The sequence below is a fragment of the Sphaerisporangium sp. NPDC049003 genome, from assembly GCF_043197795.1.
GTDB lineage: Bacteria > Actinomycetota > Actinomycetes > Streptosporangiales > Streptosporangiaceae > Sphaerisporangium.
On sequence record NZ_JBICTU010000041.1, the window covers coordinates 14307 to 35929 of the forward strand.

25 protein-coding genes are annotated in these 21623 nt (G+C 67.1%); 20 read left to right on the forward strand and 5 right to left on the reverse strand.

Annotated elements, in window-relative coordinates:
- Positions 1–161: 161 nt before the first annotated feature.
- Positions 162–476: a DUF6087 family protein gene (locus ACGFIV_RS32455; RefSeq protein WP_392838711.1), complete on the reverse strand. Its 315-nt coding sequence runs from the start codon at positions 474–476 to the stop codon at positions 162–164.
- Between the two features lie 14 nt (positions 477–490).
- The gene (locus ACGFIV_RS32460; protein ID WP_392838713.1) at positions 491–1108 is read right to left on the reverse strand and encodes a hypothetical protein; all 618 of its coding nucleotides are present in this window, start codon (positions 1106–1108) and stop codon (positions 491–493) included.
- 345 nt (positions 1109–1453) lie between these two features.
- Here ACGFIV_RS32460 and ACGFIV_RS32465 point away from each other — a divergent pair, with 345 nt between their 5' ends.
- The 6 genes from ACGFIV_RS32465 to ACGFIV_RS32490 all read left to right on the forward strand — a co-directional run bounded on the left by ACGFIV_RS32465 (position 1454) and on the right by ACGFIV_RS32490 (position 6643).
- Entirely contained in the window at positions 1454–1687 is a 234-nt protein-coding gene (locus ACGFIV_RS32465) for a putative ATP-grasp-modified RiPP (protein WP_392838715.1), read from the forward strand.
- Positions 1688–1692: 5 nt separating this feature from the next.
- Positions 1693–2670, forward strand: a complete 978-nt coding sequence (tgmB, locus tag ACGFIV_RS32470; protein WP_392838717.1) for an ATP-grasp ribosomal peptide maturase — start codon at positions 1693–1695, stop codon at positions 2668–2670.
- Positions 2667–3866: an ATP-grasp peptide maturase system methyltransferase gene (gene tgmC, locus ACGFIV_RS32475; RefSeq protein WP_392838719.1), complete on the forward strand. Its 1200-nt coding sequence runs from the start codon at positions 2667–2669 to the stop codon at positions 3864–3866. Before tgmB ends, tgmC begins: the two co-directional genes overlap by 4 nt.
- Positions 3867–3965: 99 nt before the next feature.
- Positions 3966–4733, forward strand: coding sequence for a hypothetical protein (locus ACGFIV_RS32480; RefSeq protein WP_392838721.1), 768 nt, complete (start codon positions 3966–3968; stop codon positions 4731–4733).
- 245 nt (positions 4734–4978) lie between these two features.
- Positions 4979–5818: a hypothetical protein gene (locus ACGFIV_RS32485; RefSeq protein WP_392838723.1), complete on the forward strand. Its 840-nt coding sequence runs from the start codon at positions 4979–4981 to the stop codon at positions 5816–5818.
- A gap of 75 nt (positions 5819–5893) precedes the next feature.
- The gene (locus tag ACGFIV_RS32490; RefSeq protein WP_392838725.1) at positions 5894–6643 is read left to right on the forward strand and encodes a hypothetical protein; all 750 of its coding nucleotides are present in this window, start codon (positions 5894–5896) and stop codon (positions 6641–6643) included.
- A 55-nt stretch (positions 6644–6698) separates the two neighbouring features.
- On the opposite strand, the gene ACGFIV_RS32495 is transcribed toward ACGFIV_RS32490, so the two are convergent.
- Positions 6699–8315, reverse strand: a complete 1617-nt coding sequence (locus ACGFIV_RS32495; RefSeq protein WP_392838727.1) for a hypothetical protein — start codon at positions 8313–8315, stop codon at positions 6699–6701.
- An 879-nt stretch (positions 8316–9194) separates the two neighbouring features.
- On the opposite strand from ACGFIV_RS32495, the gene ACGFIV_RS32500 reads away from it, so the two are divergent.
- From ACGFIV_RS32500 to ACGFIV_RS32555, 12 genes are all read left to right on the forward strand, one after another.
- On the forward strand, positions 9195–9503 hold the full coding sequence (locus tag ACGFIV_RS32500; RefSeq protein ID WP_392838729.1) for a hypothetical protein: 309 nt from the start codon (positions 9195–9197) through the stop codon (positions 9501–9503).
- Between the two features lie 374 nt (positions 9504–9877).
- The gene (locus ACGFIV_RS32505) at positions 9878–11689 is read left to right on the forward strand and encodes a ParB/RepB/Spo0J family partition protein (protein WP_392838731.1); all 1812 of its coding nucleotides are present in this window, start codon (positions 9878–9880) and stop codon (positions 11687–11689) included.
- A 78-nt stretch (positions 11690–11767) separates the two neighbouring features.
- A complete protein-coding gene (locus tag ACGFIV_RS32510; RefSeq protein ID WP_392838733.1) occupies positions 11768–11959 on the forward strand; it encodes a hypothetical protein in 192 nt (63 codons plus the stop codon).
- Between the two features lie 110 nt (positions 11960–12069).
- Positions 12070–12243, forward strand: a complete 174-nt coding sequence (locus ACGFIV_RS32515; protein WP_363776979.1) for a hypothetical protein — start codon at positions 12070–12072, stop codon at positions 12241–12243.
- Positions 12244–12382: 139 nt separating this feature from the next.
- On the forward strand, positions 12383–12574 hold the full coding sequence (locus ACGFIV_RS32520) for a hypothetical protein (protein WP_392838736.1): 192 nt from the start codon (positions 12383–12385) through the stop codon (positions 12572–12574).
- Entirely contained in the window at positions 12567–12977 is a 411-nt protein-coding gene (locus tag ACGFIV_RS32525) for a hypothetical protein (protein WP_392838738.1), read from the forward strand. Before ACGFIV_RS32520 ends, ACGFIV_RS32525 begins: the two co-directional genes overlap by 8 nt.
- The gene (locus ACGFIV_RS32530; RefSeq protein WP_392838740.1) at positions 12977–13768 is read left to right on the forward strand and encodes a hypothetical protein; all 792 of its coding nucleotides are present in this window, start codon (positions 12977–12979) and stop codon (positions 13766–13768) included. Before ACGFIV_RS32525 ends, ACGFIV_RS32530 begins: the two co-directional genes overlap by 1 nt.
- A gap of 87 nt (positions 13769–13855) precedes the next feature.
- A complete protein-coding gene (locus ACGFIV_RS32535; protein ID WP_392838742.1) occupies positions 13856–14263 on the forward strand; it encodes a hypothetical protein in 408 nt (135 codons plus the stop codon).
- On the forward strand, positions 14260–14682 hold the full coding sequence (locus ACGFIV_RS32540) for a hypothetical protein (RefSeq protein WP_392838744.1): 423 nt from the start codon (positions 14260–14262) through the stop codon (positions 14680–14682). The genes ACGFIV_RS32535 and ACGFIV_RS32540 overlap by 4 nt, the downstream gene beginning before the upstream one ends.
- A gap of 77 nt (positions 14683–14759) precedes the next feature.
- The gene (locus tag ACGFIV_RS32545) at positions 14760–15977 is read left to right on the forward strand and encodes a DUF3560 domain-containing protein (protein ID WP_392838746.1); all 1218 of its coding nucleotides are present in this window, start codon (positions 14760–14762) and stop codon (positions 15975–15977) included.
- Between the two features lie 113 nt (positions 15978–16090).
- Positions 16091–16726, forward strand: coding sequence for a hypothetical protein (locus tag ACGFIV_RS32550; protein WP_392838748.1), 636 nt, complete (start codon positions 16091–16093; stop codon positions 16724–16726).
- A 119-nt stretch (positions 16727–16845) separates the two neighbouring features.
- A complete protein-coding gene (locus ACGFIV_RS32555) occupies positions 16846–17595 on the forward strand; it encodes a DUF2637 domain-containing protein (RefSeq protein WP_392838750.1) in 750 nt (249 codons plus the stop codon).
- A gap of 830 nt (positions 17596–18425) precedes the next feature.
- On the opposite strand, the gene ACGFIV_RS32560 is transcribed toward ACGFIV_RS32555, so the two are convergent.
- Both ACGFIV_RS32560 and ACGFIV_RS32565 read right to left on the reverse strand, forming a co-directional pair.
- Positions 18426–18890, reverse strand: a complete 465-nt coding sequence (locus tag ACGFIV_RS32560; RefSeq protein WP_392838780.1) for a DUF397 domain-containing protein — start codon at positions 18888–18890, stop codon at positions 18426–18428.
- A 5-nt stretch (positions 18891–18895) separates the two neighbouring features.
- Positions 18896–19762, reverse strand: coding sequence for a helix-turn-helix domain-containing protein (locus ACGFIV_RS32565; RefSeq protein ID WP_392838752.1), 867 nt, complete (start codon positions 19760–19762; stop codon positions 18896–18898).
- Positions 19763–19965: 203 nt separating this feature from the next.
- Here ACGFIV_RS32565 and ACGFIV_RS32570 point away from each other — a divergent pair, with 203 nt between their 5' ends.
- The gene (locus ACGFIV_RS32570) at positions 19966–20397 is read left to right on the forward strand and encodes an ATP-binding protein (RefSeq protein ID WP_392838754.1); all 432 of its coding nucleotides are present in this window, start codon (positions 19966–19968) and stop codon (positions 20395–20397) included.
- A gap of 526 nt (positions 20398–20923) precedes the next feature.
- Complete coding sequence (locus ACGFIV_RS32575; RefSeq protein WP_392838756.1) at positions 20924–21622, forward strand: hypothetical protein; 699 nt, start codon at positions 20924–20926, stop codon at positions 21620–21622.
- Position 21623: the final 1 nt, after the last annotated feature.

Sequence of the window (21623 nt, forward strand, 5' to 3'; positions counted from 1 at the left end):
GGCGTCGAAGGCACCATCGCCAGGCGGTCAAGGGGCTTGGTCTGCGGCGATCCCGTTACCGCGGGACACCTGACCCGGCTCGATGCCTGGATGGCGCGCATGCCACTCGCGCTGCCAACAGTCTCCCTTCGGGAGAGCGGGCGCTTTCGCGTTCTCCGGGCTCACTCGTTGTCCCGGAAGGACGGTCTCACTGCGGATTCGGTGTCCGGGTCGTACTCGTTGACCCACTTCTGTGCCCCCGCGAGGTCGGCCGTCGTACCCGCGGGGACGTAGGTGAAGCCGTCCCACTCCTCCAGTGCCCTCGGCTCGTTGGGGTGAAGGTGGCTGGCGCCGCCGTGCAGCGGCCGGTGGCGGCGGTAGATGTCCAGGGGCGGATGGCGCCGCTTGTTGTACGGCGCGAGCGGGTCGGCCGGATCGACACGCGGGACGGCCCGGGACGGCTGGTTCGGTGGTCCGGGTCGGCTGTGCTTGCCCATTCTGTATACGGATCTCAGGCCGTGATTGTTCTCGGCCTCGCGGCGACGAGATTCTTGACCCGGGCTCGCACCTTGTTCACCGCGGCGGTGGGGTACGGGCGGGCGGCATCCAACAGCGTGTTCAGCTGGGAGGCCACGCGCGTGGAGTCGACGCGGGCCGCGTTGACGAGCGCCCACAGGGCCGCTTCGATGCCCTGCTCGGGCTCGCCCCCATCGAACAGCGCGGCTGCGAGCCCGACCTGGTCCATGACGCGGACTCGGTCGAAGCCGGGTGCCCTCAACTTCAGCGCCGCCCGGAAGTAGCGGCTCGCCAGCCCGCCGGGGCGGCCGAGCCCAAGCAGGTCGCGGGCGGAAACTGCGCGGGCGCCAGCGTGCTCACCGGCGTCGAAGTATGCCACCCACTCCGGGACCTCCCCCAGGCCGTCAGCCAGTTGCTCGTCCGCCTGGCCAAGATGCTCATCGGCCTGGCGCTGATCACCGAGGGCCGCGTACACCCGGCCGGTCTGCGAAGAGACCAGCGCTGTGACCGCAGGCACCTTCGCCTTCGACTCGGCGACACCGAGCAGACCCAGGGCGTCATCCAGTCGACCGAGGTAGATCATCTGGTGCGACATGCGGGTGACGATCTCCATCCTGCGGTCACGGCACACGCGAGTGGCGTCTGGGGCGATCTGTCGGTGACCTTGGGCTATGGCGGCGGCGCTAATACGGCGGGCGGTCTCCCCGTGTGACAGTCAGTGGCCGCAATCCACACCGCTATGTGCGGGTTTCCGGATCTGCTAACCATTGACACCTCGCCCTCCACGCCGTCTTGTTGTGGAGCGTGGCGTTTCCGCCACGGTTCGCGGCACCTACGGTACTGGTCAAAGGAAGCGAGGGCAGCCGATTCTGTGTGCGGGAGCCGATCGGCTTCCGTTTCGTTGCGAGAGGGGAGAGGCTAACGCATGGCGACTCTTGCATCAGATGCTCCGTGGGCAATGCGGCTGGTCACTGACCGGCTTGCTGTCGGGCCGCCGTCGTACGCGAGGGTGACGCTGGACCCGTCCACGCAGACGGCCCGCTATTTCGACCCCGCGGGCCAGCCGGTCGAGATGGGTAAGCACGGCACCAACAAGTCCACGAATACGGCCTCCATGTCGGGCGGTGGTGACGGGAAGGACCCCCAGCCGCAGACGAAGGACGACAACACCACCGACTACGAGCCGGACTAACCGCGATGGCATCCCTCGTTCTGGTCGTCACCTCCTTGGAGGACGTCACCGCCGACATGGTCATCACCGCGCTGAACGAGCGCAAGGTGCCCGTCGCCCGCGTCGACCCAGCCGACATCGGGCCCGACCTGCTGTTCAGCGCCCGTCTCGACGCCAGGGCACCGGCGTGGAGCGGTCGGCTGCGTACGGCCAGCCGCGAGGTGGAGCTGGGGGAGGTGGCGGCGGTGTACTATCGCCGCCCCACCCCGTACTCCGCCCGTTTTACCCAACTCCCCCAGCAGCAGCGCGACTTCGCCAGCGCCGAGGCTCGGCACGGGCTCGGCGGCATCCTGAACAACCTGTACGGTGCGAGGTACGTCAACCATCCCGCCGCAGTCACCCGAGCCGATTTCAAGCCCGCCCAGCTCCAGACCGCAGTGCACCTGGGGCTCACGATCCCGCCGACCCTGGTCACCAATGACGTCGAGAGCGCACGGAAGTTCGCCGCCCAGCACGGCCCTCTGGTCTACAAGACCTTCCGCGGCCTTCCTCGAGGCGAGGACGGGCACACCGGGGCGATCTGGACCCAGCGCGTTGACCCCGACACCTTCGACCATTCCCTCGCGGTGACCGCCCACCTGTTCCAGGCCGAGGTGCCCAAGACCAGCGACGTGCGGGTGACCGTGGTCGGCCGCCGCCTGTTCGCCCAGCAGATCGCCACCCCGAACGGCGCTTTGGACTGGCGCCGAGGCGATTGGGACGAGCTCATACACTCTCCCATCGCCGTGCCGGCATCGATAGAGGCTGCGCTGCACAGCTACTTGACCGGCTTCGACTTGGTCTTCGGCTGCTTCGATTTCGCCCTCACTGGCGACGGTGCCGACCCGCAGCACTGGGTCTGGATCGAGTGCAATCCGAACGGACAGTGGGGCTGGCTACCCGACTCCGACCAGATCGCCGACACATTCGCCCACATCCTCAGCAGGAAGGAGGCGGTGCCATGACCATGCCCGCCGATTGTGAGACTGACGGGGCGCGCCTGCGCCGCGCGATGGCCGACGCCCTCGCCGAGGACGGCGTTCTCGATGACCCGGGCTGGCGGGCAGCAGTGGAGACGGTGCCTCGGCACCGGTTCGTGCCGGGTTTCTATCTGCCCGCCGACTGGCGCGACGACCAGGGACTGACAGTTTGGGAGCCGGCCACCGCCGAACTCGACTACGGCCGGTGGCTGAGCGCCGCTTACTCCGACACCACCCTGATCACGCAGTTCGACGGCGACGAACCCGACTGGAAGAGCCCGGTGAGGCGGCACGGCGGCGCCCCGACCTCCTCTTCCACCCTGCCGTCCCTCGTCGTGCGCATGTGGGCCGACGCCGATATGCAAGAAGGTCACTCAGTGCTCGAGATCGGCACGGGAACGGGCTACTCGACCGCACTGGCCTGCGAACGTCTCGGCTCCTCCGATGTCACCTCCATTGAGGTCGACGGTAGACGGCTCGATCAGGCCGCGGCCGCGCTGTACAGCTGCGGCTACACCCCAACCCTCGCAGTGGCCGACGGGCTTTATGGGTACTGGCCCGAAGCCCGCTTCGATCGGATCGTGGCCGCCTGCTCCTTCCGCACCGTTCCCCCGGCTCTGATTGCCCAGACACGGCCTGGTGGCAAGATCCTGCTTACCTTGAGCGGCTGGCTCTACGGGTATGCCCGCGTCCTGCTGACCGTCGCGCACGACGGCACCGCAGAGGGGCCGCTGATCGGCGGCACCGTCTCTTTCATGTCCGCCCGGACTCACTCCGCCCCTGCCTTCGGCAACCCCGCCCACTGGGCCGCCGACCTACCACAGACCGCGCGCGCCGCTTTGCACAGCCCGGAGCGGATCACCGCTGCCACCGAGGAGGCGTTTCATCTAAGGTTCCTCGCCCAGTGCGCGGTACCCGACGCACAGATGACGGCGGTCGGGGAGGTGGTGCACCTGGCCGACGTCGTCACCGGCTCAGCCGCCACCCTCACCCAACGCGATGACATATGGGAGGTGCGCGAGAACGGACCGATCAAACTGTGGGAGCGGATCGAGGCCGTCCTGGGTGCCTACGACGCGGCGGGTCGCCCAGAACCAGACACCTTCCGCCTGCACGTCTACGGCGGCGGGCAGCACCTCCGGCAGCCGCAGATGCCGACTCTGCCGCTGCCAAGGCCCTGACGACCGAGCCCATAGATTATCCAACTGGTTGGCCGTCTGCAGGACGTCGCACTCGGGCATGAAGGTCGCGAGCCAATGGCCCGTGAATGAACAGGGCTCGTGCCCCAGGGCATCGGAGCGGCATTGGTGAGCCGATGCTCCGCAGAGACGGGCCCCGGTGAGTTTCCAGGGAAGGTCGTCCATCTTCATGGCATTGTTCACGACCAGGGCGGATTGCTGGGCCTTCGCCTCTCCATCGATCGCCCCTTGCGGGGTGCAGCCCTCGCGATAGATGATCTGGGGCTGCTGGTCTTTGCCTCGACCCTGCGGCCGATGAGCACCATGCCGCCCTCGGCCCGGGTCCAGGCCCGTGACGTAGAGGAGGCGCTCGTGAATGTCCAAGCCGTGCAGCGGGGTCTTGTCCTCCTGCAGGCAGCCGTCGCCGAAGCGGTCCTCGGCGACCATGTGATCGTCTCCGCCCGGGTGAAGGCGATGCTCGAGTTCGACGACACGGCGTTGTTCGGACTGGCGAAGGTGGCTGCGGACTTCATCACCCGCATGTCGTTGGTCACGCCAGAGGAATGGACCTACCGCGAGCACGACGACGGCACTCAGGCCAACATCGAGGACCACTCACCGCCGGCCCGCGTGCTCACCTTCCGTTTGCTGGCGGCCTGGTCCGCTGGCGACACCGACACCTTCGCCGCCCTGTTCCACGCCGCAGCCGCCGACCTGCACCGCCGCGGTGAGCACCTGCGCGACCTGTTCGACTACACGATGGAACAGGCCCACCGACTCGGCGCGAACGCTGGCAACCCACACACCGTGGTACGGCAAATGTGCCAGTCCATCGCGACGAAAGGCCCGTCCGTCACCGACAACTGGTAAGCGGCAATCCCGCTGGAAGACGGAAGGAGCCAGTGGGCGCCTGGCGGCACGGGCGCCTCGCGGCTCCCCGACTCCCGCGCGGCGGACACGCCGTCGGCCTCGTCATGCAGCTGCGGAGATGCTGCGGCGTCGGCCTGTTCCGCTGGCGCCGAGCGCGGGAGCAGCTCGGGAATTCGCCTGCATATCGCGAACGGCGAGCGACACAATGGCCTGTTCGCCCATCACGACCACGAACGGCACATTTCATGATCGCAATCGAGTTCTCGCCATCCGACGTGCTGTCCTTTGACGCCGCCCGCCGTACGCTGCGCCTTTCTCCTGGCGTCGCCGGTGCCCGGCTGGAGGTCATACTTGACGCCAGCCGCCGCACCGAGCGCAAGGATCCGCCGCCGGTGGCGATCTCGGCGTCGATGTACGTGAGCGCCGCTCCTTCACGAGATCGGCACTTCCTGACTCGCCTGGTGGCCGAGCACCCGGCCCGCCCGTCCGCGGCCACCGCGCCGATCACCCTGGTGGGCTTCATCGCCGACCAGCAGATCCCCATCGTGGAGACGCTGCGCAACGCAGGCCGTTTGTGGGTGTCGTTGGATCTGCAGGTCCAATACGTCGACGAGGGGACTGTGCTCAGCCGCTCCGGCACGCTCAATTTCGACGTGGGCGGCGGCGAGTGGGGCGAGGAACTCGACAAGGTCGACGCGGGCGCCTATGTGCAGGTCGTGATCCCGATCACCGACAACGCCACCCTGGCGGACGCCGCCCGCCGTATACGCAAGGCCCGCCAGTTGTTCCGCGAGAACCACATCGAGGGAGCCCTCGGCGAACTGCGCAAGGTCGTGGAGGTGGTCCGCAAAGCGGAGCAAACCCAAGCGACCGCGCGGGAGGTCAAGGACAAACGGCCGCAGGAGCGCACCCAGGCCGAGCGCTGGGCCGTATTCGCCGAGGACACCTTCAACCTGTTGGGGGCGGCTGTTCACGACGACCACACCACCGAGCCATGGACCCGCGCCAGTGCCGCGGCGCTGATCGCCACGGTCGCCGGTCTGCTGGGCAGGGTGGCCGAAGCCGACCAGAAGGAGGTCGGCTGAGCGCCTGCCGCCTCGGCCATCGCCGTCACGGCCGTCCCCGACAGCAGGGAGGGACATAAACGACATTTCCCACCGATGACGGCGTTCGCGCGGCACGACGGCTTGCCGGGCAGGGCCACCAGGCACCAGGTCGGCGGCATGTTTGGGCGGAAACGTTGGCGGGAGGATCTTCCGTTCGAACAGATAGGGGTCGGGCAGAGCTACCTTCCCCAGCCCATCGCCACGTTCTGGCTCACGATGACCGAACGTGTGCTCGCGCTGGGAGCGCTTGCCGTTCGAGGCGGCAAGTGGCCGGCGGTCAGAACACTCGCCGAGCACCGCGTGCCCCTCGGCCACGACAGCTACCGCACCTGGACCACACACAGCTTGAGCATGGCCAGCCGGGCGGGCCTCCTGGAAACCCGGCACAGCACCGAGAAGGTCGAGCTGTCGCTGCTGAGCTTCGCCCGCGACGTGGTCCGCCGGCTTGAGTGCCTGCGCCCGGACGTCGAGGCGCAGGACGAGCGCATCCTGACCAGCCTCACCCAGTTCGACTTCCTCACCTGCCTGGTGGGACTCGACATCGGCGGCGACTATTACCCGAACTTCGCCCACTACAACACCCCGCGCACCACCCCGGCCGCCGAACAGTTACTGCGCGAACCCGCAATGCGAGGAGAGATCTTTCACGGGGATGACCTGCGCCTGGCGCAGGCGCTCGACACGGTTGACCGCGCAGCCCGGCGTGAAGGCTTCTCCTACCATGGCTGGGAGGGGTACACCCGTCCGGTGCGGGAGTTCATCGCCGCTCACTTTCGGCTGAGCCAGGACAGCCGGCTCCAGTGATCTGTGGTCGGCTCCCATCCGAGTTGCGCTAACGCCCCGCTGGGCGTTGTCTGGGTCAGTAGGTGACCATGGACTCGTCTATCCCGATCAAACCCCAGGACGCTGTCGGCACGAGGTCATCGTCACCCAACACCTGCACGCGCTCGGGCGCCCAGGCGATGAACTGCTCCCCCTGCGGCGGGCAGACCTCGAACTTCTTCGCTTCCGCACCGACTTCGGCATCGTCTCCCTGCTCTGTGCAAGTCATTGCCGAGTGACGCATGTACGTGGTCAGCGTCGGCACACTCGCTCCGCCAACGTCGAGCGTTCCGGCCGCGACGACCACGACCTGCGGCGGCGCGCCCGTAGGCGCAGTGACCGTCACAGGATGACGCATGGCATGCACGACCTGTCCCTCCCACACGAGGCGGACTCGGCGCAGCCGAACACGATCACGGTCGTCGAATGTGCCGTTGCACGGATCGCACCTCTGCCCGCTCAGCCGCTCGATCGTCACGATGTCACCAACCGTTTCCGCGACAACTTCGAGTTCGCGGAGCTTTTTGGCAGAAGACGTCGGCGGCCCCAACGTGACGAACTCCTGCCCTCGGAGCTCGAACTTCATCGTCGTGGCGCGATGGAGTTGGATCAGCAGAACCGTCGATGAGAGCTTGAGCTCGTTCGTCGAGTCGAAGGCTTCCCCTTCGACGAGGTGGCCGCCGACCATGTGTTCGCCTTCAAGGTCGAAGGAGAATTTGAAGATCGCGCTACCGGCGACCAGAACCTGCCAGTGCGCCGCGTTCTCCTCGAGCTTCCGGTGCACGACAGCGGCGTCATAGGATGCGATCGTCGATCCGTGCTCGTCTTTGAGCACAACGCGCACGCGGTTCGCGGGGTCCTGCCGGAGCAGTTCGGTGACTGTGACCTGGCTCCACTCCTCGCCCAAGCACAGCGAGTCACGCAGGTCAGGCTTCGTGGCGCCGGGGGCCGCCACGAACGCTCGCGCTTCCTCAGAGAGTTCTGTGGTTCCGATCACCACGTCTTCATCCCATGCGGACACCGTCAACGAGATCGTCCCGGCGTCCCTCAGTGATTCGACCAAGCGCAGCGTCTCTACGGTCAGCGCAGCGATGTGCGAGAAGAGCCGCACGGCGGCGGCGTATCGCTCCCGGAGGGGGAAAGCGAGTGCCTCCCTCTTCGGTCCCTGCGCGTCGGCATGAACGAGATCAGCGTAGAGCCACCCGGCCGCGAGCTGGGTGTCGGAGACCATGGTGGTCGCCTCGGTGCCGTCGACCCGGATGGACTGGACGGCGTATGCCCGAGTCTGCGTGCCCTGGATCTCCGCGGCCGACCACGCGCGACGCAGCTGGTCGAATCGTTTCTGCTCCGGCTCGTCGACCGCCGCTTCCTCGGTCAGGAGTCGCTCGAGGGCCTTGAACACGGTCTCGTAGTAGACCGGCTCGGACTTCAGCGTCAACGGTCGTATGCGAGCTGCGAGGGATTCGAACGCCTCCTCGTTGTCCGGCAGGCGTCTCGTGAACGAAAACCTTCCAGTGACGTCGAGGTTGCCCTCGAATGATCCGTCGGCGTGGTAGAGCAGCTCGTTCCAGTTCTGAACCAGCGAATGCGCCTGGACCCTGCGTGCCCGGAGCACGAACCTTCTCAGAGTTTCTTCATCGCTGCTGTCCACCATAAGACCAATTGTCCCGCACGCCACGCCGGTGTCACTCGATGGCGCCGCCGATCGTGGTACTGAGCCGCTGCCGAACAGGCTATCTCACGGTGAACAAAGCCACTCCTGAATCCTGACGATGCGGGTGTGCCGTGGGGAGCTCGAAACCAACTACGGGGCAAGGGCCAGCAGGTGGTCGCCGACCGCCTCCAGGGTGTCCAGCCCCGCGCCCGTCAGTTCGGCGCGGTCATCGTGGACTAACTCACTGCAAAGTGAGTCAGCCCCACAGGCGTACTTGGCCGTTGGCATGGCGGATCAGTGCCTCTGCCCGAACCATATGTCCACCGCTCCCCGACCGCTCCATTCCTTGATCATCTACCCTGACTCGAGCCCAACTCCATTGACCAGTTCATATATCTCAGTATAATATATCCACATGTCGTCTACAAAGGTAGTAGCGACGAGGATGGCACAGCCCTCCAAGTGACGCGATAGCCGGGGTGTCCCCGGGATGGACCGCCCGGCGGCACAGTTAACCCTCATCGAACAAGGGAGCTGCTCGCAGCATGAACGCATCACCCATCGACCGCAAAACCTCTCACGCTCGCGGCCACCAGCGTGGGATCACCTACAAGATCTGGATCTGTGACTGGATCCGCACCCACGAGGGTCCGCGAGGTCGGGTTCACCGAGTGTGCTGGATAGTGGCCGGTCGCAGGAGGGGCCGCTCGTTTGGTGTCTCGGCCCTGGCCAGGGACTTCCAGGACCAGCTCAAGGCCGCAGTGGCGGCCGGCCAGCCCTTCGACGTTAGGAGCGGGCTGCCGCTCGTGATGGCTCCGCAGGGCTGTGGCCGTCACCGAGGCGGCCGACCCCGCCACAGGAAGGACGAGGGCACGCAGCATGACTGACTCGTCCTTCGAGGACATTCGGGACCGGTTGGCCGAATGCAGTGACGGCGAAGCGCTGCTGGCCGACGGTTTCGAGGACGCGTTGATCGGTATGGCCGAGGGCTGGTTCGGCAACTCGCGGCGGATCGTCGCTCTGTACGACCTGGCTCTTTGCCTGCGAGTCCTCTTGGGGTGGGGCATGGACGAAGAGGAGGCCGCCGAGTGGATCGACTACAACGTCACCGGCGCCTACGTCGGGCCCTCCACCCCGGTCTTCGCCATCATCAAACGCCAACCAGTGATCGTCTCCCGGGACGACTGAGATCTCACCGAAGGAAGCCCGGCAGGCGGTGACACCCCGGGTCAGTAATTGGGGCTGCACCAGCGGTTCTCGCCATCTGTTCGACGCCGCGGAGCGTACGCGTCCGTAGGTCCCAGGTCCCTGCCCGGCTCCTAAGGCTGCGCCGCCCTTGCCGTGCCCGCAACCGGCTCTCGCTGCGCTCGCCCCAGCCCGCCCAGAGATCTTTTCCTCCTTCGTCGGAAAACATCTTGGCCGTGCCGGGACAGCCGGATTGCGTTCCCATCTGCGTGCGTCGCGGGCGCCTTGAGCCGGGCAGGGACCATCCCTGTGTCCCCCGGCCGCCGCAGAATCGCGGTGGCCAGGCCAGCCCGGCGTAATAAGCCTGTGGAGGGCACATGACCGAAGTCGCAACCGAACCCGACATTCTGGAAGACGTAGTCATCGATCACGACATCCCGGTTGGCGCGGACCTGGACGCCGATGCTGAGCGAGACGAGATCCTGGCGTACACCGAGCGGCCCATGATCCCGGTGGAGCTGCTGGTCTGCCACCCGGGGAACGTCCGGGACGACAGACAGGCCGGCCAGGCGTTCTGCCGGTCGGTCGCGTCAGCGGGGATCATCACCCCGCTGGAGATCACCGTCGAGCCGGGCGGCGGGTACCGGGTGGTGGACGGCAATATCCGCCTGGACGCCGCGCTGAAGGTCGGCCTGGCGGCGGTGCCGTACTTCTTCTCCGCCGACACCGCCGATGACGAGGGCCTTCAGTACCTGCACATGCTGATCAGCAGCAGGTTCCGCACGAGCCTGACGGTGCATGAGGAGGCGCAGGCGCTGTTCTCGGCGTCGCAGGCCGGCATGACGCGAGCCGAGATCCGCAAAGCCACGGGCCTTTCCGCAGACGAGGTGAAGGCCGGGGTACGGGCCGGCGGTCTCAACTACATGGCCAAGGAGATCGCCGCGGGGATGGATTATGAGTGGACGCTGGAGGAGCTGGCGCTGCTCAAACCGTTCGAGGACGACCCCGAGGCGATGGAGGTGATCCGCCGCAACCGGTACGGCCCGCTGAAGTACACGGTGCAGCGCCTGCTGGACGAGCGGGAAGCCAAGTCCCGTCGCGCCAAGATGATCGCCGAGCTGGAGCAGGCCGGGATCACGATCACCGGCGAACGGCCCGAGGGCGCCGTGCCGTTGTCCCGCCTGTTGAACGGCTCCCAGCAGATGGACGCCGACGCCCATAAGGACTGCCCCGGCCGGGGCGCTTCGCTCGGCCCTTGGATGAGCGCTTCCCCGAACCACTACTGCCTGGACCCGGTCGAGTACGGCCATGTGTTCGCCGAGACCGGCACCACCAATCCTCCCGAACCGGCCGTAGTGGCGCCCGTCGCTCAGGAGGCCAAGCCGAACGCCGACCGCAAGATCGTGATCGAAGGGAACAAGGCGTGGGTCGCCGCCGGCACGGTCCGCCAGCAGTGGCTGCACGAGTTCCTGATGCTCAAGACGCCGCCCAGGAACGTGGCGTCCACGATCGCCCGGTTCATCACCGAGCAGCTCGTCACGATGCCCGAGCCGCTGTGCCGCGCGCTGGGGGGTGCCCGGCACTCCCGGCTGTTCGAGTCCTTCGGCCACCCGACCCCGGAGACGGTCGCCAAGAGCACCCAGCCGGGCCTGTGGATGATCGCGCTCGCCCCCATCGCGACCGCCTACGAGCGGGAGATCACCGGTGACGGTGAGCGGCGCAACACCTGGCGCCAGGACAAGTACTCCCCGTGTACCCGCGAGGACGCCGGGGTCTGGCTGCGGTTCGTCGCCGACATCGGCGCCAAGCACGGCCATGAACCCAGCCCGATCGAGAAGGCCGTTGCCGACGGCGTTGCCTACCGCGGCGACAACCCCGCCGAAGACCTCATCGAGGAAGCAGACGCCGACCAGACCGGTACCGAGACGGCGGTAGCCGGTCAGGACCCCGAGGAGCACGATGACCAGCCGATCGACGCCGTCGAGCAGGCACCGCAGGGGACGCAGGAGTCCGAACCGGGCCCCGTTGCCGAGCCGGACGCCTCCGCCGGCCCGGCGTCGGCATCCGGTCCCGCGGACGCCGCAGCGGGTCCGCAGGAGGTCCACCTGGCCGCCCACGTGGAGGAGGCGATAGCCGACGACCTCGCCGAGGAGTTCGACGCCGCCGACGTCCACGCCGACGCCGCCTGACCACCACCCCTGGCCGGCATAGGGCAGCCGCGCCGCGCGGCTGCCCTATGCCGTTCCCCGTCGTGAAAGGACGACTCGATGAACGATCACCCGCCCGTGGAAGAACTGCTCATCGCGGCGCAGGAATACCTCGCCGTTGCCGTTGGGCCGGCTGGTGACCACGCCTACCTCGACTGGTGTCCGGCCTGCGATGACGACCGGCCGAACACGGTGTCGGCATCAGCGAAGGGCTGGTTGCCCCGATCGACCTTAACCACCGGCGGGATGTGACCTCAGCCGCGTCAGCCCGGCCAACCCGTTCGCTTTCCCCTGCTGTCCGGCCCGCCCCCGGCAGCTTGGCCGGGGGCGGCTCTTTTTCTCCTCCTGGAAGGAAACACGTCATGACCGAGATGAGCTCCGAAACCCGCAAGATCCTGCGCGAGGCCATCGCCCAGGCCCACCTGTCCGACCGGCACGACGTCGACACCGGGCCGCTGGCCCGGCTGGAGGAGATGCCGGAAGACGAGGCCGTCAAGGCGGTCGACGAGGTGTTCCGTCAGATCCACTTCGACTGAACGATCTCGATCACCTGCGAGCCGGACATGTGCGGGCCACGGTTCACCGGCCTGCTTCCGACCCGCATGACCTCCCCCTGCCGCCCCTGGCCGGCTCACCGGCCGGGAGCGGTTGTCTTCTCCCGCGACAGGAGATCGCATGCTGACCACCACCCCCAACCAGCAGACGGCGGCCGCACCACGCGGCACCCACTGCTGTTCCACGTCCCCAAAGGACGACTCCTCCAAGGATCGTCCGCCCGCGGCACCGCCGCTCATCGAGACGCAGGAACGCCTCGCCGAAATCGACTTCGCCTCCGAAGCTCACACGGGCGAGGTGGCAGATGCCTGACTACCTGGTGCGGTGGGAGATCGATCAGTACGCCGAGTCTCCTCGGCACGCGGCGGAGTTGGCCTGGGCCGATCGCAGCGCTCCCGGTTCGGCCGCCAACGTGTTCACCGTGATCGACCAGGCCGGCCGGCACAGCACCGTCGACCTGTCGCAGGTGCCGTTCCCACCCCCTGGGCCGACCTTCCGCTACCGCTCGACCGTTGAGGTGACCCTGGAGGTGGCCGCGGAGAGTGATGCCGAGGCATTCGCCGTGCTGGATGAGGTGTTCGTCGAGGTGGCGGCCGGAGGGGAACCGGTCCGCCGCGGCTTGGTCGCGTTGTCCACGCGCATCGCCACCGATCCTCGTCTGCTGCCCCGTCCGGCAGCCGCCGCTCAGGGCCGCGATGCCCCGGAGGCGGCCTGATGCGCTTCTTCCTCGGTACCCACCACCCCGACTGGCTGGCCCGGGTGCGCGTTCCGCTGTACGTCTCGCAGCACGCGCTCTCGCCGCTTTCCTCCCTTCCCCGCCTGGCCGGCGGCGGGGTGTGGGGCCTGGACTCCGGGGCGTACACGGAACTCACCCGGTATGGGCGCTGGCGCCTGGGCGCCCGCGCCTACGCGCGGATGGTGCGCCGCTACCACGACGAGATCGGCCCTCCCCGCCACATCGCCCAACTCGACTGGCCGTGCGAAGACCAATCGCTGGCCAGCACCGGGCTGTCGGTTGCAGAGCATCAGCGGGCGACGATCATCAACGGGCTGGAGCTACGCAGCCTCGAACCTGATCTGCCGTGGATGCTGGTCCTGCAAGGCAGGCGTCCCCGGGACTACCTCGACCACCTGGAGCAGTGGCTGGCCGCCGGGATCGACCTGCGTGAGGAACCGGTCGTCGGGCTCGGCTCGATCTGCCGCAAGGGCAACACCCTGCCCGTCGCGCTCATGATCTCCCGGCTCGCCCGCTTGGGGCTTCGGCTGCACACCTTCGGCTACAAGACCACCGGTCTGATCTCCTGCGCCGGCGACATCGTCTCCAGCGACAGCCTCGCCTGGTCACGAGCCGCCCGATGGGAAGCCCGCCACCCCCGGCACCCGCACGGCCACTGCGGCAACTGCATCGACTACGCGCTTGCCTGGCGTGCCGAACTGCTGGAGCGCGTGAACCGGGCCCACCCCGGCGTCGTGGAAGACCTCCTCCCGCTCAACCACACGGCGTAAAAGAACGCCCGGCCCAACCACAGGCCCACCCCGCCCCTGATCTGGGGCCTTACAGAACCTCGCAGACTCGCAGAAAGGAAGGCGACGGTGACCAAGACCGGTGACGCCGCCCCGGCGTGCCCAGAGCAGTGCCCGGCGTGCGGGCATGCCCTGCCGGCACCCGACGGTGCCTACATCCACAAAGACTCCCGCGACTACATGTGCGGATTCCAGTGGGACCCCCAGCAGCCGGGACGCTACTACGCCCAAGGCCCCGAAGGCGGAGTCGAGGTGATCCAGGGGCTGCCGTGGGTGGCACGCGACATGTGCAACTACGGGCAGCAGGTCGCCCCGCTGGAACCCCACCCCGACGACGTTCCTGCTCGCGGTGGCCACGATGGCCAGCGGACCTTGCCTTGGTACATCAACGGGAAGCTGGCGTACTTCCCCGGCGAGGCCTCCGCTCAGCGATGGGTTGACGAGCACAACCTCACCTCGCGGACGGGGGCAGCGTGAAGACCACTCCCGCCATGACCACCGCGCAGCGGATCCGTGCCACCCGGCTCACCCTGTCGCAGGGACCGGACGGCCGGCTTGAGTTCACGCTGGCCATCCGCGGCCGCTTCCAATTCTGGGACCTGGCCCGCGCGTTGGCCGCGTGGGCGACGACCCAGCAGGACGTCCGGGATCTCCCCGAGCATCCCGGAGAACAGTGGGCGCTAGCACACGTCCGGGCGGTGACCTGGCGTCACGGCCACCAGCGGATCAGCGCCTGGTCCGATCACGTCCACGAAGACGACCGCAGCGCCGTCGCCGACTGGGCCTACCACGCGGCCTGGCACCTGTGGGGCGAGGCCTTCGACATCCCCTACAGCGAGATCGCCGGCGCCATGACGCAGTTCCCCAACCCCGAATACCTCGACAACTGGGGCTGAGGCCCCGCCACCACCACGTCGAGCGTCTCGCCGGCACAGCGAGACGCTCTTTCATTTCCGGAAGGACCCACACGCTCATGATCGTTATCAGTCACACGCTGGAGACCGGCACCGTCGTCTACGGCACCACCCCCCGCGACGACTCAGGAGAGATCATCCACGACGCCGGTTTCCGCCCGTCCCGGCACCTGGACGACCACCCCGACCACGGGGAGGCGTACTGGTACGTGGCCTCCACCCGCCGCCGCCCGGCCAAGCAGCACTACATCGACCGGTGCGCCGCCGCGCTGGCTGAGGCCGGGCACGAGGTGAAGGTCGAGATCGACAACATCACCCTGCCTACCACGAGCTTCGCCGAACTGGAGGCCGAGCGCTACGACCGCGCCGAGGAACGCACCGAGCGGTTCAGCGGCTACGCCGACCACGCCCTCACCAAGGGCGACGCGATGATCGACCAGGTCAGGCAGGAACGCAGCCGGATCCCCCTCGGACAGCCGCACCTGATCGGCCACCACTCCTACAACCGGACCGTGCGGCAGCAGGAGAAGCGCAACGCCAAGGAGGACCGAGGCCGCGAACACGTGGACCGCGGCGAACGGTGGGCGGGGCGAGCCAAGGCCGCAGCGGCATACCAGTCCGGCCGCGAGGCCCTGGGCACGACGCAGCGGCGCGTCGAGCGACTGGAGGCCGAACTCCGCCGCCACCAGCGCTACCTGCGCGGCGAGACCCAGCACTGGGAGATCACCGTCACCACCGACTGGACCGACGACTACGGGCGATCCCTGGAGGAGCGACTGGCCGACCGCCCGGAAGGCTCCCGCCTGCTCTCCCGTAACGAGGCCGGCAACTCCGCCGAGGTTCTCATCGCCGTCAGCCCGGCCGCCCGCGCGGTCACCGAGTCGCAGATCACCCTGCTGACCGAGGAGATCACCTACTGGAAGGCGCACATCGCCAAGCTCCAGGAGCAGCAGGGCCGGAGGGCCTGGTCCAGCGCCGACTTCTCCCGCGGCGACTTCGTCAAGTCCGGGCGGCGCTGGTACGAGATCGTCCGGGTCAACTCCAAGTCCCTCACCGTGGCCAACGGCGTCAACAGCATCCACCTGGACGTGGTCACCATGGCCAACTCCCGCAACGCACTGGGTGGAGCCGGATGGACCGACCGGCTCCCCTACGACCAGGCCGGCGGTCAGATGACCGCCCCCGAGGCCCGGTTCCGATATCCGGAAGCGTTCTCGACCAGCGCTCCCGGCTCAGAAGCATCCGGAGACGAATGGCAGGCCGGTGGTGCCGCGTGATCCCGGACCCCCTCCCCGGTGGTACCGACCCGTGGCGGGTGGTGCAGTGGTCGGGCGGGATCGGCTCCTGGGCCACCACCCAACGTGTCGCAGCACGGCACGGAACCAAAAAGATGATCCTGGTATTCGCCGACACCCTCATCGAGCATCCCGACCTGTACCGCTTCAGCCGGGACGCGGCCGAGCAACTCGGCCTCCCCGTCGTCCGGGTCTGCGACGGGCGGACGCCCTTCGAGCTGTTCCGGGACGTCCGTTTCCTCGGGAACAACCGCGTCGCGCCCTGCTCTCGCTGGTTGAAGCAGGTTCCGGCCCGCCGCTGGCTGGAAGCCCACATCGACCCGCACCAGGCGATCCTCTACGTCGGCATCGATCACTTCGAAGCACACCGGACTTCGTCGATCACACGGGGCTGGGCTCCGTGGACGGTCGAGTTCCCGATGTGCGAACGGCCGTACCTGACCAAGACCGAGATGCTCGATTGGGCCATCAACCTCGGGTTGCGTCCGCCGGCCCTCTACTACCCGCCCTACAACCTGAGCCACGCGAACTGCAGCGGCTTCTGCGTGAGAGCGGGAATCCGCCAATGGGCCCACATGCTCGCCGTCGATCCCACAGGGTTCGCCGCCGCCGAGGCCACCGAGCAAGACCTTCGCGACCAACTCGGCGATGTGGCGATCCTGCGTGACCGGCGCGCAGGCCGCTCCCGACCGCTTCCGCTGTCCGAGCTCCGGACCCGCGCAGCCGCCTGAACCGCTCCCACACCCCCAGGAGCGCGCTTCTCCTCTGATCCGATGACTTGGAGTAGTACTTGACCGACGATTCTCAATACCAGACCGATACCGTCCCGTGGGCAGAACCCGCTGTCGCGTTGGCCGAAGACGCCGAGAAGGCGACCGGAAACGCCGAGGAGACCAGCGGAGACCGGGTGATCCGCTGGGGAGCGGCGTTCTCCGTCCTGGTGGTCACCGGGATCGCCGCCGTGATCAGCTACGGACACGCCTACCGGCTCGTCACCCGCTACGGCGAAACCGGCACCACCGCCCAAGCCCTTCCCCTGACCGTCGACGGGCTGGTCGCGACCTGCTCCCTGGTGATCCTGCACTACACCCGCAAGAACCGCAGAGCACCCTGGCACGCCTGGGGCCTGCTCTTCATCGGCGTCTGCGCCACCGTCGGAGCCAACGTCGCCAACGGCCTCGGACACGGCATCGTCGGAGCCATCGTGGCCGGCTGGCCCGCCCTGGTCGCGGTCGGCTCCTTCGAACTCCTCATCCGCCTCCTACGCGACGCCCGCCCCACCCCAACCGCCCCCGCCTCGGGAAAGGAACACCCACCAGAACAGGCAGCAGCGTCCGCCGACCCTGCCGACGATCACTCCGAGACGTTCTCCCCGGGCGACAGCCCCGAAGCCGCTCTGCGGCCCCTCCCGGACCCGGACGTCCTCGCCGCGATCGAGCTCTACGCCAACGAGCTCGACGAAGGAGAGATCCCTTCGATCCGCCGGATCAAACGAGAGCTCCGGGTCGGCCACCCCAAAGCATCACGGATCCAAGCAGCTCTCGCCCAGCGCCCCCCGAGAAGCACTCGGGAGCCTGCTCCCGAGCAACTCGCCGCCTAATGGGAGCTACCGGGTCAAGCTGGCGGGCAGACTCGGTGCGGGATAGCCGCTGATGAGTGAGCACTATCACCGCCTGGGCCGTACTGCTGCGGCCAACCAGGCAAGTATGAACTGCGCCGGGATGATGTCGTGAAGTGCCCGGCACGGTTCAGAGGGAGATTTCGGTGGCCTACGGGAACATGGTCGAGTGCTGTGCGCCTTGACCCGGTTGGGTGAACGGCCCTTCGAGGGCCTCTGCCGCGCCCCGGCCAAACGGTCAAGTTGGCCAAGTTGCCCTCTCCGGATCCGAAGACCACCGCCGTTGGCGCGGCGGTCGCTGCGTCCAGGATTTAGTGGAAGAGCCATCCGGCTCCGGCGTCGAAGGCCTTGGTCACCAGCGGGTCAGACCCCAATTGTGGTCGCCTGGCGTACCAGGTTCTGACCTCGGTGAGCATCGCGGCGGGATGTCCCCAGTCGCGGCGGGCGTTCGGCGAGCACCGGCATCGGGGTCGGGGTCGGGGTCGGGGTCGGGATCGCAGTCTGCACCGTGGTGATGGCGGCGGCTATCGCCTCGTTGCTGATGCGTCGGCGGCGTGGAGCCCAGCGGTAGACCTGCCAGTCGTGACATCTCCACCGTCGGCGGGAGGCTGCTGAGATGCGCGCACCGGTGCGGGCGCCAGCCCGGGGGCGTGGGCGGCGAGCACGTGAAGCGCGCCATTCACGGTGCGCTTGGCTGTGATCCCCGAACCGGCGTTCCTTGGTCACCGCATCGTGTCCCATGAGAGTGGTTGAGGATCCTGGCCAGGACGGTTTCGTTTCAGGTGGGGTGGTGTCCTGTCGCGGGTCTTCTGTCATGCGGGTGCTGGTACGTCGAACTCGTTGGCCATGACACCACGGGTGAATGCTCTCCATTCGCCGCGGGTGTAGCGCAGGGGCGTGGTCGACTTCGGATGGCGCAAGGCAACCGCCCCATCGCCGAGAAGAGCGATTTCAACGCGGTCGGTTGGACTGCTTCCCGGGGCGCTTTGCCATGTGACGCCGGTAAGGTCGAGCTCGTACAACGCCGACTTTTCCTGCGGCCACGCGATCGGCTCGTCATCAATGGGCTCGGCGTTGAGCGGATCGGTCTTGATGGTGTTGAGGAACTGCGACCAGGCCGTGATGGGGAACATGATGGCCGGCATGTCGGCGGTCTTCGAGTCGCCCACGCCCACGAAATCGGTGGCCCCACGGCCTACCATGACGCAGTTGGCTCCCCCGTCACTGAAGCTGCTGGTGGTCCAGATCAGGGATTCGGGGACGGGGCAGGTGGTCATTTCGCTCACAGTTCCTTGATCATCTTATTGAGTGTCGCGATTGTATCGCGGGGTGATTGGGCAGCCGAGCGAAGGTGGTCAGCGGCTGTCGCGTATCGACCCACCTCGTCTTCCTCTTCAAGATATTGCGCTGAGGTGAGTGCTTCCAGGCAGACGATGTCGGGGCCGGCCTCGAAACGCATCCATGTGAAAGCGCCTTCGAGTCCGGCGTGCTCGCCTGCCGAATAGGGCAGCAGGACGATCTGGACGTGGGAGCGGCTGCGGTCGGCGGCTATGTCCCTGAGATGTTCCAGTTGCTCTCTCATGACCGCCGTGCCTGGGGTGCCCACGCGCTGGCGGACGGCCATCTCCGACAGCACCACCCACAGCTGCGACGGGTCGTCACGGTCCAGAACCGTGCTTTTGCGGTTCATGCGTAACTGCACGAACCTGTCGATCTCCTCGTCGGTTTGCCACATACGGCTGGCGGCCACCACATGACGTGCGTAAGCCTCGGTTTGCAGCAATCCTGGGATGAGTAGCGGCGACCACTTGAAGATCAAGGTTGCCGCCTCCTCAAGGCTGAGGTAATCGGCGAAGGGGTCGCGCACAACCCCGTGAAACTGCTGCCACCAGTTTCGTTTGGCGGCCTGGCGCGCCAGCTCCATGATCGCTTCATAGCGGGCCGGGTCCTGGAGTTTGTACTGGTCGAGGATGAACGGCACATCTCTGACCGGAAGCTGCTGCCTGCCGTTCTCGATCTTGCTGAGAGACGTCTTGGGACGCTGGAGAAGAACAGCGGCGTCTTCCAGCGTGAGCCCGCACGCGCGCCGTAGCTCCTCCAGTTCCCGACCCAGGCGCCGACGCCGCACGGTAGCTCTGACCTCTGGCATGAAGACCTCCCTGTGAAGAGCCTAGCGGAACCCGCCATGTTGCTGGTATGGCTGATTTCTCTGGAGAAACTTTCTCCATAAGCCTATTGCGCGAGAGCGGGGTTTCGCTCATCATCGTTCTCGGAACACAGATCGTGTCGGGTTGACGTTGAAGCGTGACGCGGTCGGCTGCACGCACTTGCTGCCCACCCCGCGGAGGGGCCATGGACGCCACGACGATGGAAGAGCGCTCGGCTCCTGAGCAGCGGTTTTCCATAGCTCAGCAATTCAACGCCCAGGCGTTGGAGCCCATCCGACGGCTCATGGAGATTCATCTGGCCTTGTGGAAGATGCAGCAGGTATCGGATCGGTGTCTGCTGGTCCTCACCGAGTTGTGCAGCAATGTCCGACATACCGACAGCGAACAATTCGTGCTCACGGTGCGCGGTCTGGACTTCGGCGTTCAACTGGGCGTACGGGATTACTCCACCGTGGTGCCGAGTGTTCCCCAGGAGATGCCGGATCTGGATGCGCCCAGCGGACGAGGCCTGTACTTGGTGGCGCAGTACGCCGACGCATTCGGCGTGCAACGCCTCACAGACGGCAAGGTTATGTGGGCCAGAGTGGGAGCGGACGTTTACTCGAGCGTCGCCTGATGCGCGCGCGGTGGGTCAGAAGGAGCCGGCCCCTTCTATGTCCTCCTGCACGTAGGTCGCGTTGCCTGGAGTCGCCGGCAAGGATTGACGGGTTCCTCCTCACAGGTGGATCTTGCTGCGCTCATCTCGCCTACAGAGCCACCCTCGACTACCGGCTCGAATATCCCTTCTCCGCCCCGGCCCAGGACACCCGTGAACGAGCCGCCGCTGAAGGGGACCAGTACGGCACCATCAACCGCTGGAAGCACTGTGACGCGATCGGATGCATCGCCGTCATGCAGAGCGGCATCTGGTCGACCATCGTGGTCTTTTGTCGGCAGTACCTGGCTACGCGAGGCCGTGCAGGCCAGTTCAGCAGCGGTACCCGCCTTACGCCCGGCAGGAAGTACTCGCAGGCCCCCGCCGACGAACGTTACGAACCGGGGAGGCGCCCATGACCAGCCTTGTCCCCGTTGGCCAGCCGACCCGGCCTCGCTCCCGTGCCGCGCCGCATCCGCATACTTCTACCCGTCTGCAAAGGACCGGCATGCGTATTCTCATTGACGGACTTGACATGGCCGGCAAGACGACGCTGGTCCGTGCCCTGATCGCCGAGTTCGCGTCGCGCGGGATCTCCGCGACGCGGCACCGGGGCATGCTCGCCGAGCACCATCCGCTGGAGCAGGTGCTGCGACAGCTCTCCTCCGCGCGGCAGCCCGATAGTTGGTGGACCACGACTGCTTATCTGGTCGGTGGGTTCGCGCTGGACAGCCTTCTGGTCCGGTTCGATCCACCCCGTCCGTACAATGCCGTGATCATCCAGGACGGCTATGCGGACAGAACCGTGGCCTTCGGCATGGCAGGAGGACCGTACCTCGCGGCGGCGCTGTTTCTCCGGTGGCCCAAGCTGCTGGCTCCCTTCGACCTCGCCATCTACCTCCACGCCTCGCCTGCAGCGCGGGCGAAGCGAATAGCGGGCCGTGACTACGTCGACTGCCGTGATGTGCGCAGCGTGCAGGACTCGGCGTTCGCCGAACGCTTCCATGCCTTCCACGTGCACGGGATGGGCCGCCGCCACCGGCGGCTGTTGGTGGTCGACAGCAGCGACCGCAAACCGGGGGACATGGCTCGCGTGATCGCCGACGAGGCGTTCGCCCTAACTAGGGACGGATCGAGTGTCGGCGGGCGATTAACTGCGCTGCGCAGGGATCTCCCTCCCCACCCGCCCAGGCGAGATCCCGCATGAG